This is a genomic window from Winogradskyella pacifica, assembly GCF_003386275.1.
Taxonomy (GTDB): Bacteria; Bacteroidota; Bacteroidia; order Flavobacteriales; family Flavobacteriaceae; genus Winogradskyella; species Winogradskyella pacifica.
Genome location: NZ_QREI01000002.1, coordinates 498,751 through 516,609 on the forward strand (window position 1 = coordinate 498,751; position 17,859 = coordinate 516,609).

Below are 17,859 nucleotides of genomic sequence, written 5' to 3' on the forward strand. Positions count from 1 at the left end.
CTAGAATAATCATACCCCAAGAAGGCATGAAGTGACCACAGTGCTTAAATTGAAAAATTCTTGAAACTCTTCAAATTCATAATACAGCGCTTTCATATAATAGTATTATCTTGTGTCTTTATTAATTAACACACAATTTTACACCCATGAAATCATTCTCAATAGAAGACATAAATGCCATTATTAATGGTGAAGTTTTTGGCGAAACTACGAATCAAATTACTGGATTAGAGCAAATTCAGAAAGCAAATGAAAATCAGGCGACCTTTATTGGTAACCGAAAATTTGCAGGTTTATGGAAAAACTCTAAAGCGAGTTTAGCTATTGTTAATGATAATATTGATATCGAACCAGGAGAGAATCGTGTGTTTATAAAAGTAAAGAATGCCGATTTAGCTATGGCAAAATTACTTGAAACCTTTATTCCTAAACCTCCGCATTTTGAAACTGATATTCATCCAACAGCAACCATTGATAAATCTGCTAAAATAGGTAATGGAAGTAGAGTGGGTGCGGGTTCTTATATTGGTAAGGATGTTGTATTAGGAGAAAATGTAACTGTTTATCCGAATGTGACGATTTTAGATGAAACTACTATTGGTGATTACACTACAATTTGGTCTGGAACCATAATAAGAGAACGTTCAGTTATTGGTAGCCATTGTATTTTTCATAATAACGTGAGTATCGGAGCTGATGGTTTTGGATACCGTCCAAGTGATGATGGTAGAGGCTTAGTGAAGATTCCGCATATTGGAAATGTTGTAATTGGTAATGCTGTTGAGATAGGAGCTAACTCTTGTGTAGATCGTGGCAAATTCAGTTCTACGATATTAGGAGACGGTTGTAAGATTGATAATTTGGTTCAAATTGCACATAACTGCGTCTTGGGCCGTTCTTGTATTATGGCAGGAAGCTCTGGACTTGCAGGTTCTGTAACCTTAGGTGATGGAGTTATTATTGGAGGTTCAGCTTCTATTAAAGATCATACAACAATTCATTCAGGTGCAACTGTTGGTGCAGGTTCTGGTGTTATGAATGACGTTGCTGCTGGAAAAACCGTATTAGGTTATCCTGCGGTGGATTCTAGAGAAATGTTGAAGCAATGGGTAGCGCTTAGAAAATTAGCACGCTAGATTAATCCTTTTTTAAATAAGTACATTGATGTCACTTCGAGTGAAATTCTTTTTTTTGAATTTTGTATCGAGAAGCTCTTTAATAAAATAGTTCTCGATACAAATTTGCTAAGGCAAATTCACTCGAACTGACGTTATTATTTTAAAATTAAACTAGGACTTAAATACTAAGCTGTTTTCTGCTCTACATTTTGTTTTAGATGCAATAAGCCTGCAACCATACCATCCAATTCATGTTCTAAAAAGGTGGCATTTCTTTTACTAAACCCTTTAATGCTATTGGCATAAAGTTCTACGCCGCAATGTTTAATACACACACTATAGGTGTCATTTTCTGCATCTAACTTAACTGAAGTTCTGTAATCGCTTGATACTAATAACCAGTAACATAAACTATTAATCTGGTTAAACAATGAGAATTTTGTTTCCATAATATTTAGATTTAATAGATAGAGGGAGATCTAAAACAAAGGTATATGCAAAGCTATGTGTACTCAAAGATGTTTGTTATAGAGCGTAGTTTTATCGGTAATATGATTTTAATCGCTTATAAATCCGATAATTAACGCTATTTAATTTGTGGCATCATATTTGAATACTACTAAGTAATTATTAAAATTAAATATAATATTATTATGAGTACAGGAACAGTAAAATTCTTCAACGATGCTAAAGGCTTCGGATTTATTACAGAAGAAGGTTCTAACAAAGAACATTTTGTCCACATTTCTGGATTAATCGATGAAATTCGTGAGGGAGACCAAGTCGAATTTGATCTTACAGAAGGCAAAAAAGGTTTAAACGCAGTAAACGTAAAAGTTATCTAATATATCGCTTAACCTCAGTTATGAAAGCCCATCACAATGTGATGGGCTTTTAGTTGTTTATATATTTCAGAAGGTAGCTTACTAAGATTTAGCGACCATAATGGCTTTGGTGTTTACAAACTCTTTCATACCAAATCCTCCGTGTTCTCTTCCGAATCCTGAATCTTTAACACCACCAAAAGGCATGTTAGGTTCTGCTAATCCAAATTTATTAATAAATACCATTCCCGTATCAAAGTGTTTGGCTGCTAACTCTATAGCGCGATCAATATCTTTAGAGAAAATACCGCCACCAAGTCCAAAACGACTATCGTTAGCAATGCGCATCGCATCCTCTTCATCTTTTGCTTTAATCAGTGCCGCAACAGGTCCGAAAAGCTCATCGTCATAAGCCGGCTGTCCTTTGCTTACCGCTTCTAAAACGGTTGCAGGATAATAATAACCGTCACCTTCAGGTATTTTACCACCACAAAGTAGTTTAGCTCCGTTTTTAATGCTTTTTTCTACTTGCTCATGTAGGGTTTCTCTTAAATCTTTTCGAGCTATAGGTCCTAATTTGGAAGATTTATCAGTAGGATCTCCCAACTTTAAGTCTTTCATTGCTTTTACAAAGCCGTCTCTAAATTCATCATAGACAGACTCGACCACAATAAAGCGTTTTGCCGCGATACAGGTTTCACCATTATTGTAAATGCGTCCCATAACGCAGGTTTTTATAGCTAGTTCTAAATCGGCATCTTCAAGTACCATATAGGCATCATTACTACCCAATTCTAGTACTGATTTTTTTAATGCTTTCCCTGCTTTTGCTCCTATAGCTTCGCCAGCAACAGGACTTCCTGTTAAGGTAACACCTCTTATTAATTTATGCTTAATAAGTTCATCAGACTGGTCATGATTAATCACCATTACACTAAATAGATCTTCAGGTAAACCTGCGGCTTTGTATATCGATTCTAATAATTTCGCGGTTCCTGTGACGTTAGAAGCATGTTTTAATAACACGCTATTTCCTGCCATTAAGTTGACGATACTATAACGAATCACTTGATAAGCTGGGTAATTCCATGGTTGAATACCGTATATCACACCAATAGGAGCATAGGTAATAATACCTTTTCCTCCATCTTGTAATTGGCGCTCTTCATTCTTTAGGAATTCTGCAGCGTTGTCTGCTGAGTAGTCACAAATACCAGAACATAAATCAATCTCCTGATGACTTTGTTTGAGAAGTTTTCCCATTTCATCCGTCATTAATTCTGCTAATTCGGTTTTATGGTTTTGAAGTTCTTTTCCTATGGCTTTTATGATTTTTCCACGTTCTTCAAAGGATTTCATTTTCCATTTTAGAAAAGCTTCGTGCGATTTTGTTACTGTTGATTCTACCTGATCATCGGTCATATAAGTATATGAGGATAATTCTTTTCCGTTGGCAGGATTGGTTGTCGTAAATGTCTCTTGTTTTATTTTCGTTTTCATAATTTCTTTTTTTTTATACTTTAAATTGTGTTCTTATTGCTGTTCGCTTGGCACCAAATAGATATCATTAATGTTGACGCGACTAGGTTGTAAAAGTGTATAATGAATAGCATTAGCAATATCCTCAGCTTCTAACGTGGTCATCTCTTGCATTTTTTTTATATTTTCCTTTATGTCTTCATCTGTAATGGTATCGGTTAACTCCGTGGCTACGGCACCTGGCTCAATAGAGGTTACATTAATACCATACTTAGGAGCTAGCTCTTGTCTTAAGCCTTCCGAGAACATTTTTACTGCGGCTTTAGTGGCACAGTAAACGGCACCTCCAGGAAAATAGCGATGTGCAGCCATTGAAGAAATATTAATAATATGACCTCCTTTATTCTCTTTCATTTTAGGGAGTACTGCGGCAACACCGTTAAATACCCCTTTTATATTTACATCTACCATTTTATCCCATTCTTCAGTTTTTAATTTCTCAACAAAGGATAAAGGCATGAGTCCTGCATTATTAATTAAGGCATCAACTTTTCCATAGTTTTCAATGGTTTGTGAAACGACATGGTCAAAATCTTTCTTTTTGGTGACATCGCCAGTAACGACTAAAGGAGTTCCGCCTTCTTTTTCGATGGCTTGTTTTATGTCATTTAATTTTTCTTCTCGTCTTGCCATTAAAACGACTAGAGCACCGTCTTTTGCTAGTTTTTTTGCTGTAGCTTCTCCAATTCCGCTTGACGCTCCTGTTATTATAATAGCTTTATCTTTTAAATCCATGACTTCTGTTTTTTTATGATTATTTGTGGACGACTAAATTGCAACCATTTATAGGATTCACTTAACGGTAATGTGATAAATATTGCCGTAAATAGAAATAGGGTAGTGGGATACTCTATAATTAAGCCTTTCTTTTCATTACCATTAAAATTCTTATTAAATGCGGTAATGGATGCCATGTGTTCTTTCTAATTTTAAACCATCGAGAAGCTTAAGAATTAAGTTTATATAATTTAAAATATAAAAGACATGTTAAAACCAAGACAGAAAACACCAGACTTAGCAATTAATTTAGTTAATGGTACGGAATGGACTTTAAGCAAACAGAAGCCTGAAGCCTTTACTTTATTAATTGTGTATAGAGGACTTCACTGTCCGGTGTGTAAAAAATACTTAGAAGAATTACAGCCTAAATTATCCAAGTTTCACGATTTGGGAGTGAACGTTATTGCTGTGAGTAGTGATACTGAAGCCAAAGCAAAACAAACCTATGAGGAATGGGATATTGCTGATGTGCCTTTGGGGTACGAGTTTCCAATAGAAGACGCTCGCGAATGGGGCTTATTTATTTCTAAGGGGATTAAGGATGAGCCTGAAACCTTTATAGAACCAGGATTATTTATTATCCGTCCAGATCAGGAATTGTATTGTGCGTCTATACAGACGATGCCATTTGCTAGACCAGAATTAGATGATGTGATTGGTGCAATTAAGTTTGTACTAGATAAAGATTATCCGGCTAGAGGAGAGGCTTAATAGTTCTAAATTTTTATATAAAACGTAAGGTCGTTAGTGGCTTTACGTTTTTTTTATCCAGTTATAATATGAGTGATTCAAACACATTTAAAATTAAACATTTACCACGCTTGTTGGTGTCTTCTGGGAAATCTTGGTTTGCTGGTGAGCCGTTTCAACGAAGTGCTATTGTGGCTTATTATGCCGTTTTATCGCTACCTGCTTTGGTGATTATTATTCTGAAAGTGGTTGGTAGTGTTTGGGGTGAAGATATTGTTCGTGGTGAATTGTTAGGTGAAATCTCTCAAGCTATTGGAAGCGATGCCGCAGATGCCATTAGAACCATGATTGAAAACCAGAGCGGGCAAGAAACCTCAGTGTTTGCTACCGTGATTGGTATTGGAACCTTATTGTATGGTTCTACAGGAGTATTTTTTCAGTTGCAATCGGCATTAGACAAGATTTGGGAACAAGAACCATCTTATAAAAATGATGTTGTGGCGACCTTAATGAGTCGTGTGAAGAGTTTTGGTTTTATTTTAATTCTTGGATTCTTATTGTTAACCAGTTTTGTATTAACCTCATTGTTAAGTACGTTTAGTCGACAATTAAATAGGTTTTTGCCAGATAATTTATTCGATTATTTGTTTGTTATCGATTTTCTGGTATCCTTAACCTTTATCTATGTCTTGTTTGCTACGATGTTTAAATATTTACCATCTGCAAAGATTACGTGGAAATCGGTGCGTTCAGGAGCCGCATTGACCACCATATTATTTTTAATAGGTAAATACCTCTTGGCGTGGTATTTTAATGCCATGGAACCAGGTTCAACCTATGGTGCTGCGGGGTCTATTATTTTAATTATGTTGTGGGTGTCGTATTCGAGTTTAATATTATTATTTGGGGCGCATTTTACAAAGGTTTATGCCGATAAATATGTGAAGAATGATCATATTTCTTAGACTAACTATTTATTGTTGGTTGTGTAAGGTGAGCTCACAATTATTTGGTGAATTTTGTTTCTGTTTTCTATAATAGTCAACTATTTAAATCTCAAGTGGATTAACTGTAAAATGCCATTACTTTGTTTATGTCATTTGATTTCTAACACGCCATTAAATATAAAGTAGCCCGTTTTTAAATAAAGTATATAAAGCGTCTCTTCTAAAAACAAACCATTATTTTTGCTGTTTCTTTAGGCGTATTTACGTCATTCAAAAAAAACATATTAACCTCGCATTAGTTGGACGTTTTTAATGTCTAGCGTTTAATATTATGGCAAAATTAGATGAAAATGGATTACATAAAGGCTCTCGAACGCTATTGCTTGTAGGAGTTTTATTTGTATCTATAAATTTGAGACCAGCACTATCTAGTATTGGACCGTTAATAGACATGATTCGCTTAGATGTTGGGCTTTCTGATACCTTATTAGGATTACTCACCACTTTGCCATTACTCGCATTTGGCGTAGTTTCTACAATGACTCCCTTATTTACCAAACGTTTTGGAATAGGAAATACCCTTTTAGGTGCTTTAATTTTACTTGCAACAGGAATTATAATTCGTTCTGCGGGCAGCATTTTTGCATTGTATTTAGGAACCATTTTACTAGGGGTAGCTATTGCGTTTGGAAACGTGTTAATACCAGCATTGATTAAGCGAAATTTTCCTCATAAAGCCGGGTTTGTTACCAGTTTGTACTCCGGAATTATGTCTTTAGGAGCTGCGTTTGCGGCAGGATTAAGTGTGCCATTAGCGATAGAGATGGACCTCGGTTGGAGAGGGTCGTTAGGAGTTTGGGCATTGTTAGCTGTATTTGCAATTATCATTTGGATTCCTAATATTAAACGTATTAAGCGTTTACCTCCAAATCGAAGTTTTAAAGTGGCTATGAAAAAACTTAGTGGTTCGGTATTGGTTTGGAAAATGGCCTTTTATATGGGACTTCAATCTGCAGCTTTTTATGTTATTTTAGCTTGGTTACCAGCGATATTAATTGATCGCGGATTTGATGCTTCATATGCGGGTTGGATGCTTTCGTTATCCCAAGGTACGGGGATTATAGGAGCGCTTTTTATTCCTATTTGGGCAGGTTCTAGAAAAGATCAACGTTTGGTTATTGTTTCTTTAATTGTTGTAGAACTTATAGCGTTAATAGGGTTATTGTTACCAGGACTGGGAATGATTGAACTTTGGGTTGGGCTGATAGGCCTAGTACTTGGTGGCACATTTGGTTTGGCATTATTACTTATTGTTTTACGATCTAATGATGCAGAAACTGCTGCTGAACTTTCTGGTATTGTACAATCTATTGGTTATTTTATTGCTGCTGCAGGACCATTTGTGGTTGGTGTGATTTATGATTTAACATCTATGTGGAATTATGCATTAATCTTATTAATAATCTTGGCATTAGTGAAATTGGTAATGGGGCTTGATGTTGGTAAAGACCGAAAAGTTTAATGTGATTTTTGTTTAGCTTCAAAACTAAAGATAGAGTGTTCTTTTAAATTCTATTTTACATAATATAAATTATAGGACAACGTATAGCAATTAGCGTAATAGCGCTTTTGGGCGCTATTTGACATAATCATAGTTCTAGTGACACGCAGTGTCCTATAACGTTAGTGATTATGTACAAGCTAATTGTGGGTTAAATATAATTAGCGTCATAGTGCTTTTGAGATCTATTTGACATCATCATTGTTTTAATGACACTCAGTGCTCTATAACGTTTATGATTATGTACAAGCTAATTGCGGGCTGTATAATTATAGTAATTACGTTTTTAGGAGTTATTTGATATCATCGCAGTTCTTCAATGATTTTTAGTGTTCTAAAACGTGACTGATTATATGTAAACGCTCATTGTGGGTTATATACTTTGTGCGTTTTAAATGTATTGATTTGTCCGTTACTGATAACTTTTATATCCTGAGCTGTAGACTTATTATTTCGATATACGCGAATTATAAGGCTTTAAGTCAATGTGATGTTTTTTTGAATTCTTGTTAAGATATGGCCTTCAATTGGTGATATATTATGGCTGCCCCGAATTAGATACGGCTCATATACGGCTTAGATATGGATTAAACCCGAAGTAACTACGGGTGAACCTCATATTTGATATGGCTGTGGATGCGTGTTGAGCCCTGTTATTACTGGTTTAAGGTGTGATTTAGGTGTCTTAATTCTATTTTACATAATGTTCTTTTGGTTGTTGGTGTTTGGTTGGTTGTGTTTGGTTGGTTGATCGCTTTAGATTATGGCTATGCACTGCATGGCTTGTGGTGTTTTGAATGTTTGGAAGGAATCGTTTTGCTGTTTTAGGTATGCGATACCTAACCATACCGTCATGGCCACATCTGTTGGAATGCCTTTTGGTGTTGGCTTTTGCCATTGCAGACTAATATTATGATGTATCGTATTAAGTGCTAATGGTTGACTTTCTATGATACCATCCAATGTATGGTGTTCGGGATGTGTTGGTTGATAGGCTTGTCTTTGAGGTTGCCATTGTAATTTAGAGACACAACTTATGGCTGCTGTGAGCTGATAATGTGTGGCCTTTTTGGGAATTTTATAATGTTCGTTTGCTATGCTTTCTGGAATCTGTACTGAAATTTCGTTACGATGTGTATTGGTTGTGACTTTCGTTTTTGAGTTGTATAGTTGGTGAAACTCCAGGTCTTTATTCAGTTGAAAACCTATGAGTTCTGATGGACTGTTGAAAAGGTTGGCCTCTCTTTCTCCTAAGGCACCACTACCCTTTTGAATGATTTTACGACAACAGCCTGTTAAACGGCTCGCCATATAGTCTTGCTTGAATTGATCGGCTTTATCTGCTAAACCTAGCCGAATGGCTTTTGATAGCTGTGATGCCGCTGCAAACTCTTGGTTATTATTCTTAACGTTTATAAAGGCCGGATCGTTATTAATACGCGCTCTTGATGGTCCAACAGCCTTGCGCACAATGTATTGTCCATTGAGTTGGTAATAGCATTTTCCATTTAAAGTGCCTACGAGTTTTAGGATGCCTTTTTGTCTGGACATTTGGTTTTGAGCTTGTTAGAGCTTGTAAAATACGGAATTTTTTGGATTTCTATATTCAGTGTTCGGTGTTCGGTGTTCAGCGTTCAGTGTTCAGTGTTCAGTGTTCAGTGTGAAGTGGGAAGTGTAAAGTGGGAAGTGTTAAGTGAGAAGGTTTTTAGAATCAAGAACTTAGAATCAAGAACTTAGAGTCAAGAGCCTAGAGACAAGAGCCAAGAATCAAGAATCAAGAATCAAGAATCAAGATACAAGATACAAGATACAAGAACCTAGAGGCAAGAATTAAGACGGTATTTGATTTTTTTGTTTAGAAAGTTGTCTGTTAACTTGTTGATTGTTAAATCTATAGATCTAAGACCATAATCATGGAGCAACTATTTAATCTTAATGTTGAGGCTTACCGACTCATACTACTCGTTGTTTGTGTTATTATAATAGGTGTTGTCTATAGATATATATCCTCTAAAATATTATCTAGACGCCAACTTTACTACAGAAATGTTTATTTAAAATCGGATGCTTGGAAACGTAAACGCTATGTCGTTTTAAAAAGAGATAATTGGAGTTGTGTGCGTTGTGGTGCCTATGCTACGCAAGTGCATCATAAGCGTTATGCCAAGAAAAATATTGGTAAAGAACCTATAAAATGGTTAGTGTCTATTTGTGAGCCGTGCCATGATCGATTGCATTAGTTATTCTATTTTAGATTCGTTGTTGGTATTATGTTATAACTTAAGTATAACTAGGATCCACATTATCATAAACACGAATACCTGTTATTTTTCCTGTTTCTTTGTTAATGTCGTAAATGGATATACCAGCTTGTGGTTTAAAAGTTGCGCTTCCCCAAACATCACAAGTGTATTCGCCTGCAAAAGTGCCTTGATCTTTATCTAGAATATAGTTATGAAACTTTAGCGGTACACCTCCATCCGCAAAGAAATGATTGAAATGTTCTTTTAAACCTTTTTCGGTTTTATGATTCCAGCGCCATCCTGCAGGTTCTCTAAAATAAACATTATCTTCAAAAGAAAGCGTTTTCATAGTGTCTTCGGTTGAACCTATGGTGATGCCTTCAAAATAGTTAACGACTTCTGTAGGTTCTGTTAACTCAATAAGTTCTGTAAATAGTGATGCCCTAAATACATGGCCTTCTGTAATCGGATAAACTGAATGGTAAGTTCGTAATGCGCTGTATTTATTTCCAGCTTTAACAAGGATAACCACTAAAGGTAAATCGAACGTATTATTTAATAGGATATCATACTCAATTACGAGATGTTTTTCATCTTCAAACTTCCTAAAAACCTTTACGTCCTTTATTTCTTCTTTTAAATATTCAGCTTGCTTTTTTAATAATGCAATACCCGACGTTTTCCCTTTTGCTTCACCAACGGTTTGTAAATTGAATTCTACATCTTCAGTGAGATGTGAAAGGATACTGTTATAGTCTTGATTTTGAATGAGTTCTATAAATTTCATAATTATTTAATTAGTGCTTTTTCTATTTTGACGACGAGATATAAATTGATCTTTAATTATAGGTAACCTTATGATAAAACCAACTCCAACAATTATAGCATAAATGAGCCACGTTTTTTCTAATATAGCGACATGCAACAAGCTTAAAAATATAGCTGCATAAGCAAAGCTTTGTAATTTCTTCCATTTGACTTTAAGACGTTTCATGGATTTTCTATTGGAAGTGAAAAATAAAGGAATTAAGATTAAAACGGCTATAAATCCTGCAATATAGTTGACTTGTGTAAATGTTTCCATAAATCCTTCTGCTACAATAAAAATAATGAAGTGCAAAAAACTCCAAACAGCAGTTGCAATACCCATTGCTTGTCTTACAAAAAGATTATTGATGCCAAAGAGAATAAAGAACGGTGTGCATGTTAGTACAGCTGTCATCCATCGAATGGCAAACTCTCCTGAAATATGGTATAACATATCTAAATTTTCTTTACCTCCTTCTAATACCATGTTCAATAATGGAATCATAGGTAGTATCGCCAGTATAGTAATAATCATCCAGCCATAATTCTTTTTGATATATTTCATCTTAATATTATTTTTTAATTGTAATTAACACAACCTTACCATTAAATTTTGGTTGTAATTGATAGGTACTATTTTCACCAATGGTTTCTAAAAATGTTTTTGTTTCCTTCATATCTGCATTGTCTACATAAATTATTGTGTGAGAATGAAAATTAGGTTCAAGCATTTGAAATAATGGTAAGTATAAATCTTTCCAACCATCTAGTAACAATAAATCTATTGGTTTATCATGATTTTTTAAGGTTTCCATAGCGTCTCCTACTCTTACTTCAATAAGCTCACTCACTCCTGCCCTTTCAAAGTTTTCTATTGCTTTTTGGGCTTTTGATTCAATTAATTCTGTAGTAATTATATGTCCACCAGTTTCAATGACACCTTGCGCTAAAAACAGTGTTGAAATACCGAAAGAGGTTCCAAATTCAACACTATTTTTGAGTTTATTGTCTGTAATTAGTTTTACTAAATCTTCTCCTTGTTCTTTTGAAATAGACAGATATGCATTTTTAAAATCTAAAGGCTGCATGGCTCTGAAAACACTTTTTGCTGCACTTTTCATTATTTTTAGCTTATCGTATTTTGAGTCTTCAAAGAGTTCGCTTATGGTAGTGTGTATTTGTTTTTGTTGTGAGGTTATCATATTTTCTATTCTATAAAAGAAGGAACATCAAAATAATATTGATATTCCTTCATGCTATTAATCACTATTTATTCAAAATTTTCTGTTTGTATTTTTCCGTTCAGACTCTGGTTACATTGGTGTAATCACATCCCAATGTTCTACTATTCGTCTATTTTTCAAATCTAAACGGATTGCATAATCATAAACTATTCAGCTATTTTTAAATGATCAATAATTCCGCTCTTAAACACGGTTTTTAATGGTCTTTCAGGTTTGTTTTCGTAACCAATAATAATAGAACTGTGTACTATCATTTTATCAAAATCGAAGACAATGGTTAAATAATCTTTGATGCCTGTTTCATGCCAATTGATTAGATAAAGATTATCATCCATTTTAGTGGAACGATATGGAATATCTTCGTTTCCGCGTCCTTTAGCCGGACCAGCAATCCATTCATATTTTGCTTTACCATTGTGAAATTCCATGTGTATGGCTTTGCCATCTTGATATTGGAAGTTCAATGCATATCCATCTAAAAGGTGTTCAGCTTCTCCAAATTGAAATTTGTTGGTCTCGGTTGTTTTGGTTTGTGAAAAACCTAAGCAAAATGTTACAAGGCTAAAAAAAGTGATTAGTTTCAGTTTCATTTCTATTGTTTTTAAAAGTTAAATCTTATGTTCATATTTTTCCATTCGTCTTTTAAACAAATCGTAGAACAAAGTTTTTTAGAACCAATCTGCTCCTGGATCTCCTGGGAAAAAGGCGTCTGGTAATGATAAATATAGTCCACCGTCTAAATAGGTTGGATATAACACTTCTAGTTCATCTATAACTTCTTGCTGTGTTGTAGCTGTACCACCACCAGTAATGGTTTGAGTACCTTTTATAATGCCTTGCGCATTTTGTAAATAATCAATATTTTCATCGATTACAGTGCTTACATCAGAGCGAGAACCATTATGACCTACAAAAAGATGATTGTAATTCGCAAAGTTTGCTTTTAATACATTTAGACCAGCGATCCAATTATCAATCTCATCATCTCCATTATTTGGTGTGTATTCTCTTAAATACGGATGCGATAAGTTATAAATAAGATCTCCTGCAAACACAACTTTATGTTCTTCATTATAGATATAACCGTTTTCTCCTGTTTCGGCGTTAGATACTTTGTCAAAAACAAATGTTAAACCTCCTATTTCTTGAGCACCAGTCACTCCAATTACACTGTTGGGATAGATACTAGTAAAATCGGTTGTACTGTTTAACTGTGCAGCAACGGTGCTTTCTGCATAAACATCTAAATCTGTGAAATTTGTAGCACCACCATAATGATCTCCATGATTATGGGTTATAATAACTGCACCTGGCTTATTAATAACATCTACATAAGCTTCTAGTTCGTTTGCGAAAAAAGGTGCAGGTCCTAAATCTACCAAAACAACATTGTTTTCTGTCTCTACAATGGTTACTGTGTAAGGTGCCGTATCAAAATTGATAGTGTGGTATCTTACAGTGTTTTCTGTAATTACGTTTACAGAACCCGTAGTTATAATGGTACTTGAAGGAGCAGTTCCAAAATCAATAACTTGTTGTGCATTTGAATCATCATCATTACTACAAGAGAACACTGCGAAAGCCAACATAACAATGGCTATAAATTTTAATTTAAAATACTTCATCATTTTTATTTTTTATGTTAATTATTAATACTGCAAAGGTGTAGTAATGCTTCAGTATTAAGATTATCAAAATGATGATAAAAATGGTAATAGTATAACCGAGTGTTATTTTTGTTCTCTAAATTTGAGTGGTGTAAATGTTGTATTTTTTCTAAAAAACCGCACCATATTAGCAGGCTCTTCAAATCCTGTTTTATAACTTATTTCTTTAACAGATAGTGACGTTGTTACCAAATAGCGTTTAATTTCAATAATTACAAAATCATCAATAAAAGCTTTTACAGTTTTGCCCGTTAAGGTTTTTACAATATCATTTAAAAACTTATATGAAATAAATAAATTTGAAGCATAATCTCTTGAACTTCTAGTTTTTGGGTAATCTATTTCTAGCATATCTTTAAATGCTGTAAATTTTTCTAACCACTGTAAATTGATATTTTTAACAGACTGATTTTCTTTAGCTCTCTCTGCTTTGAGAAGTAAAACATGTAGTAGATTACTTAAGATCTCTGATTTTCCAAAATCATTAGAAAACGTGTATTCATTACGTAAATCATTGGCTATATTAATAAGGTTATCATTGTCCATTTCTTTTTGATGGATCACTGGTGCTTCAATATGGTAATTAAATAACCGATTTAGATTGAGGTTGCTTAACAAGTAATGCGATTTGTCTACAAAAGCACTATTGAAAACAATACAATAGCCATCCGCATTTTTTAATTCTTTGGTAAAATGATGTATCTGATTTTTAGCAATAAAAATAGAACTTCCTTCAACTAGCGTATAAGATTTAAAATCGACAACATGAGAATACGAGTTTTTGGTTACAATTAGAATAAGATGAAATAAGATTCTATGTGAAGAAAAGGGATCGTGCGAAGACTTGCTTAACTTGTTGTAAGTTTCTGCAAAAGTCATTACTTCAATATCTAATTCAATGTTTGATTTATAGGCTATTTTAGGTAAATCGTGTGACATACTGCAAATGTATGAAATTAACAAATAGATGATTTCATTTGAATCGTATGTACAATGTTGTTTATGCTTTTTGAATTTGTTTGATAATAGGAGTGCCATTGCCCAACCACAATTATTAATTATTTAACCATTACTATTTCGTGTTTTAGGTTGATTTTTTGTACCTTATGGTATGTGATTTGTGTTTATTATTAGCCTTAAAAACAACGTATTATGAACTATTATTTTAGTAAAATTTTAAAAGGTAATTTTAACGATACCGTAGAAAAAGTTATCGCTGCACTTAAAACAGAACAGTTTGGCGTGTTAACGGAAATAGACATTAAAGACACGCTTAAAAAGAAGCTGGATGTTAATTTTAATAATTACAAAATACTAGGGGCTTGTAATCCGCCTTATGCTCATAAAGCTTTATTAGCGGAAAATAAAATTGGGACCATGTTGCCTTGTAATGTTATTGTGCAGGAATTAGATTCTGGTGATATTGAAGTGGCTGCTGTTAATCCTATGGCTTCTATGCAAGCGGTGGAAAATGACGCTTTAAAAGGGATTGCTGAGGAGATTACTATGAAGTTAAAGGCTGTTATTGAGGGGCTTTGAGGGAAGTTTGAAGTGTTCAGTGTTCGGTGTTCAGTGTTCGGTGTAAAGTGTTCAATGTAAAGTGTGAAGTTGGAAGTGGTCAGTGTTCGGTGTTCAGTGTGAAGTGTTCAGTGTTCAGTGGGAAGGTTTTTAGAATCAAGAGCCAAGAGCCAAGAGTATAGAATATAGAGAGGTTTTTAGTTGGCGGTTGTTAGTTGTTAGTTGGTGATTCTTTGTAAAGCACTGTGTTTAATAATACAATCTGAAATCCAATACTTTGCAGACGTTATAATGTCTTTGGTGCAACTCTTCTACCACAGCAAACATATCATCATCTTCTTTAAATAAATTAAAGAAGGCTTCATCTAGTTTTGTGCTTGCTATACCATTATATACATTACCATAGCCAGAAATTGCTTTTGCCCCAGTAATATCTAAAAAATATTGTGCTTCTTCTTCGTCTAGATCTAGAATTTTGGCATTTGAAAAATGTAAAATCTTTCCGTTTAATTGGCCTTCAAAAAGTTCTGCTATTTCTTGTAAACTATAGTAGTAGTCATTTAAACAAATGTTATTGGCTTCTCCCCTAATTACCAAATAGATGATTTCATAATCCTTAAAATAATGATCATCTAGTACCAGTGCGTTTAAGCTCTCTTCTAGGCCTTCAATGGTGTCGCAGGTTTTATATATACTTGCTATGCCATAGTTTAGGGCCAATTGCTCTAAGTTTTTTTGTGCTTCGGTTACCGTATTGGCGTCTACATCATCTACTCCTTCTAAGCAATAAATAAAGTACTCTGTTTCTGTAATCTGTTCTTGGGGTACTTGTGGTCTTTTTTCTAGCAAGTTTCTAAATTTATGCGTCGTTTGTAAAGTGCGAAATTAATAGAATGCTTTTAATTTTTTTAGTGGTTTTGTGTGAAATTTGATGAGGTCTAACTTTATTATGTCTTTTTTTCTTGATAAAAAAAGAAACAAAAAAATCAAGGCAGCATATGATTTTGGAAACGATTACGGCTCGTTCCGCTATGCTTTAGGAAACATTTGGAATTATAAGATTGCACTGTTGTTCTATTAAAAATTTGGACACTTAAGAAAGATTATTAGTATACCCCTAAACCATGGACGCTGCACTCACCTATCGTTTTAGCCAAAATAATATGAGGCCAGGCTAAACATTGAAACTCTGTTTTTTATAATTATGATTGGATTTATAGAGTACCTAATTTGTTCGCTGTTTTTTCTAGTTGCAATAACTCAATGAATTTAATCCTCTTCTTTAACGTGTAAAATATGTAATAAACGGTGTGCAATGGGCGCAAAAATTACGGCTACGGTACTTAAAAAAGCGATACCACTAAAGAGTGCATAAAAGGATGCGAATAGTTTTGCATTATCTGTAGGCATTTCATTGACTGGTCCCATGCCTGTTAGAATTAAAGACGCGTTGTAAAAGGCATCTACCCAAGATATATTGGCGTAATGATGATAACCTATGGTGCCAATCCCTAAAGAGAATAGAATAAAAACAAATGAAAATAATAGATACTTAAGAACTCTAACCACAAACTTTTTAAACGGTAAGATTTGTTGGTTGCGATGCTCGAAAGGATGGTTTGCTGTTTTTTGTTTTTTAGGCATTTTCAAGATTATTATTAGAAATCAGATTCTTCTTCATAACCAGGTAATTCTAGAGCTTTTACTGATTGTATAGCATTTCCTGCTATTCCTTTAATTGAACCATACATATCAATTGTATTCGTAACTACTTTTTCAATCTGTTTTTCTCGTTGTTTCCAAATTCTTTGCATTGAACGTTTTTCACTATCTAGATCTGATTTCATTTGAGTAAATCCTTCTACAATGGCTTCTATTTGCATTCTGAAGGTATTACTTGTAAGGTAATCATAAAGCAAATCCATTTTATCGCCTTTATTTTCTTGAGTAATAATTGCATTATTTACTTGTAAAATTCCTTCTCTTAAAACGGAACAAAGGCCTTTGAATTCTTCGTAATTACAAATCCAAATACCATCTCTTAAACCCATTCTATCCATATCAGAGGGCATAACTTCTGTTACCAAAACTCCAATATTTGCACCTCTATCTCTTATATCTGCTTTAAATTTTTCTATCCAAGTAGGCTGAAAATCCTTGGTACGCTTACTTTCGTAATAGATAGTACCACAATTTTGTTCAGTTCTTGAATGTACAATTTGAATACAATCGCCACCTCTAGCTCCTTTTTTTATTTCCTCAATGGTGTCTAATGGGAATTTTGAGGCTAACCACTCCTCTATTGCTAATTCTTGAACTTCTCCTTGAAGTTGCATTGAACCTTGCTCTTGCTTACGTTTCATTTCTTCAGTAAGTTTTTTCTGGTCTTCTAATTGTTTTTGCATTTCTTTAAAACGCAATTCATTTTTATCTTCTTCAGATTTTTTAATCTTTTCTTTTTCAGAAATTAGAATTTCATTTAGTTTTTTCTGTGCTTCGGCTTCTGCAGCTTCTTTTAACTCCGATTTTTCACGCTTTAATTTTTCAATTTCTGCTTTAGAGCGATTTAATTCTTTTACTTGTTCAGATTTTTCATTTAACTCCTTTTGTAAAGCATCAAATTGTTCAGATTGTTCTTCTTTTAATTTTAGCTTAAGCTTAGCTTCTATTTCTCTTTTACCTTCTTTAAGCTGGTTTTCTAAACGCTCTTGAAATAAAACATTCTCTCTTTTTTTCTTTTGTTCAAAATCAAGCTTTTCTTGTTTTAACTTTTCCTGCTCTCCTTCATATTTCTTTTTTTCTTGAGCTATTTGAGATTGATACTTTTGCTTTATTTCTTCTTCTAATTGATGTGCCAAAATATCTTGTACATCTATTGATGTACCGCAGTTTGGGCATTTTATTTGGGTTTCGTTATTCAT

Annotated in this window: 21 protein-coding genes; 7 read left to right on the forward strand and 14 right to left on the reverse strand. The window is 34.0% G+C overall.

All coding sequences use genetic code 11. The features are described from left to right. The first annotated feature begins 146 nt into the window (after positions 1-146). Positions 147-1,136, forward strand: coding sequence for a UDP-3-O-(3-hydroxymyristoyl)glucosamine N-acyltransferase (gene lpxD / locus DFQ09_RS06415; protein WP_115808820.1), 990 nt, complete (start codon positions 147-149; stop codon positions 1,134-1,136). 167 nt (positions 1,137-1,303) lie between these two features. Here the strand turns inward: lpxD and DFQ09_RS06420 are convergent, their stop codons facing one another. Further along, the gene (locus tag DFQ09_RS06420; RefSeq protein ID WP_115808821.1) at positions 1,304-1,567 is read right to left on the reverse strand and encodes a hypothetical protein; all 264 of its coding nucleotides are present in this window, start codon (positions 1,565-1,567) and stop codon (positions 1,304-1,306) included. A gap of 204 nt (positions 1,568-1,771) precedes the next feature. On the opposite strand from DFQ09_RS06420, the gene DFQ09_RS06425 reads away from it, so the two are divergent. After that, positions 1,772-1,963 carry a cold-shock protein gene (locus tag DFQ09_RS06425; protein WP_020897145.1) on the forward strand — a complete coding sequence of 64 codons (192 nt, stop codon included), beginning with the start codon at positions 1,772-1,774 and terminating at the stop codon, positions 1,961-1,963. A gap of 81 nt (positions 1,964-2,044) precedes the next feature. On the opposite strand, the gene DFQ09_RS06430 is transcribed toward DFQ09_RS06425, so the two are convergent. From DFQ09_RS06430 to DFQ09_RS06440, 3 genes are read right to left on the reverse strand one after another with little or no spacing between them, the layout of a single operon-like run. Beyond that, a complete protein-coding gene (locus DFQ09_RS06430; RefSeq protein WP_115808822.1) occupies positions 2,045-3,442 on the reverse strand; it encodes an NAD-dependent succinate-semialdehyde dehydrogenase in 1,398 nt (465 codons plus the stop codon). Between the two features lie 33 nt (positions 3,443-3,475). Then, positions 3,476-4,216, reverse strand: coding sequence for an SDR family oxidoreductase (locus DFQ09_RS06435; protein ID WP_115808823.1), 741 nt, complete (start codon positions 4,214-4,216; stop codon positions 3,476-3,478). Next, positions 4,207-4,395 (reverse strand): hypothetical protein, encoded by a 189-nt coding sequence (locus DFQ09_RS06440; RefSeq protein WP_115808824.1) that lies wholly within the window; start codon positions 4,393-4,395, stop codon positions 4,207-4,209. Before DFQ09_RS06440 ends, DFQ09_RS06435 begins: the two co-directional genes overlap by 10 nt. A 70-nt stretch (positions 4,396-4,465) precedes the next feature. Between DFQ09_RS06440 and DFQ09_RS06445 the strand changes: the two genes are divergently transcribed. The 3 genes from DFQ09_RS06445 to DFQ09_RS06455 all read left to right on the forward strand — a co-directional run bounded on the left by DFQ09_RS06445 (position 4,466) and on the right by DFQ09_RS06455 (position 7,420). Continuing rightward, positions 4,466-4,972, forward strand: coding sequence for a redoxin domain-containing protein (locus DFQ09_RS06445; RefSeq protein WP_115808825.1), 507 nt, complete (start codon positions 4,466-4,468; stop codon positions 4,970-4,972). Positions 4,973-5,040: 68 nt separating this feature from the next. Further along, complete coding sequence (locus DFQ09_RS06450) at positions 5,041-5,916, forward strand: YihY/virulence factor BrkB family protein (protein WP_115808826.1); 876 nt, start codon at positions 5,041-5,043, stop codon at positions 5,914-5,916. A gap of 313 nt (positions 5,917-6,229) precedes the next feature. Beyond that, a complete protein-coding gene (locus DFQ09_RS06455; protein ID WP_115808827.1) occupies positions 6,230-7,420 on the forward strand; it encodes a CynX/NimT family MFS transporter in 1,191 nt (396 codons plus the stop codon). A gap of 795 nt (positions 7,421-8,215) precedes the next feature. On the opposite strand, the gene DFQ09_RS06460 is transcribed toward DFQ09_RS06455, so the two are convergent. Then, complete coding sequence (locus DFQ09_RS06460) at positions 8,216-9,010, reverse strand: hypothetical protein (protein WP_115808828.1); 795 nt, start codon at positions 9,008-9,010, stop codon at positions 8,216-8,218. Between the two features lie 362 nt (positions 9,011-9,372). Here DFQ09_RS06460 and DFQ09_RS06465 point away from each other — a divergent pair, with 362 nt between their 5' ends. Beyond that, a complete protein-coding gene (locus DFQ09_RS06465) occupies positions 9,373-9,699 on the forward strand; it encodes an HNH endonuclease (protein ID WP_115808829.1) in 327 nt (108 codons plus the stop codon). Between the two features lie 40 nt (positions 9,700-9,739). Here DFQ09_RS06465 and DFQ09_RS06470 read toward each other — a convergent pair whose 3' ends face one another. The 6 genes from DFQ09_RS06470 to DFQ09_RS06495 form a co-directional block, all read right to left on the reverse strand. Next, positions 9,740-10,489, reverse strand: coding sequence for a hypothetical protein (locus tag DFQ09_RS06470; RefSeq protein WP_115808830.1), 750 nt, complete (start codon positions 10,487-10,489; stop codon positions 9,740-9,742). A gap of 6 nt (positions 10,490-10,495) precedes the next feature. Next, positions 10,496-11,074, reverse strand: a complete 579-nt coding sequence (locus tag DFQ09_RS06475; RefSeq protein WP_115808831.1) for a ferric reductase — start codon at positions 11,072-11,074, stop codon at positions 10,496-10,498. 7 nt (positions 11,075-11,081) lie between these two features. Then, positions 11,082-11,711: an O-methyltransferase gene (locus DFQ09_RS06480; protein WP_115808832.1), complete on the reverse strand. Its 630-nt coding sequence runs from the start codon at positions 11,709-11,711 to the stop codon at positions 11,082-11,084. A gap of 188 nt (positions 11,712-11,899) precedes the next feature. Beyond that, positions 11,900-12,343: a MoaF-related domain-containing protein gene (locus tag DFQ09_RS06485; protein WP_115808833.1), complete on the reverse strand. Its 444-nt coding sequence runs from the start codon at positions 12,341-12,343 to the stop codon at positions 11,900-11,902. A gap of 78 nt (positions 12,344-12,421) precedes the next feature. Then, positions 12,422-13,381 (reverse strand): MBL fold metallo-hydrolase, encoded by a 960-nt coding sequence (locus tag DFQ09_RS06490; protein ID WP_115808834.1) that lies wholly within the window; start codon positions 13,379-13,381, stop codon positions 12,422-12,424. A 102-nt stretch (positions 13,382-13,483) separates the two neighbouring features. After that, positions 13,484-14,359, reverse strand: coding sequence for an AraC family transcriptional regulator (locus tag DFQ09_RS06495; protein WP_115808835.1), 876 nt, complete (start codon positions 14,357-14,359; stop codon positions 13,484-13,486). A gap of 213 nt (positions 14,360-14,572) precedes the next feature. Here DFQ09_RS06495 and DFQ09_RS06500 point away from each other — a divergent pair, with 213 nt between their 5' ends. Next, positions 14,573-14,959 carry a DUF302 domain-containing protein gene (locus DFQ09_RS06500; RefSeq protein WP_115808836.1) on the forward strand — a complete coding sequence of 129 codons (387 nt, stop codon included), beginning with the start codon at positions 14,573-14,575 and terminating at the stop codon, positions 14,957-14,959. Between the two features lie 228 nt (positions 14,960-15,187). Here DFQ09_RS06500 and DFQ09_RS06505 read toward each other — a convergent pair whose 3' ends face one another. The 3 genes from DFQ09_RS06505 to DFQ09_RS06515 all read right to left on the reverse strand — a co-directional run bounded on the left by DFQ09_RS06505 (position 15,188) and on the right by DFQ09_RS06515 (position 17,859). Further along, on the reverse strand, positions 15,188-15,787 hold the full coding sequence (locus tag DFQ09_RS06505) for a DUF6642 family protein (protein ID WP_115808837.1): 600 nt from the start codon (positions 15,785-15,787) through the stop codon (positions 15,188-15,190). Positions 15,788-16,207: 420 nt separating this feature from the next. Then, the gene (locus tag DFQ09_RS06510) at positions 16,208-16,582 is read right to left on the reverse strand and encodes a hypothetical protein (protein WP_115808838.1); all 375 of its coding nucleotides are present in this window, start codon (positions 16,580-16,582) and stop codon (positions 16,208-16,210) included. A gap of 14 nt (positions 16,583-16,596) precedes the next feature. Then, positions 16,597-17,859, reverse strand: a complete 1,263-nt coding sequence (locus DFQ09_RS06515; protein ID WP_115808839.1) for a DUF2130 domain-containing protein — start codon at positions 17,857-17,859, stop codon at positions 16,597-16,599.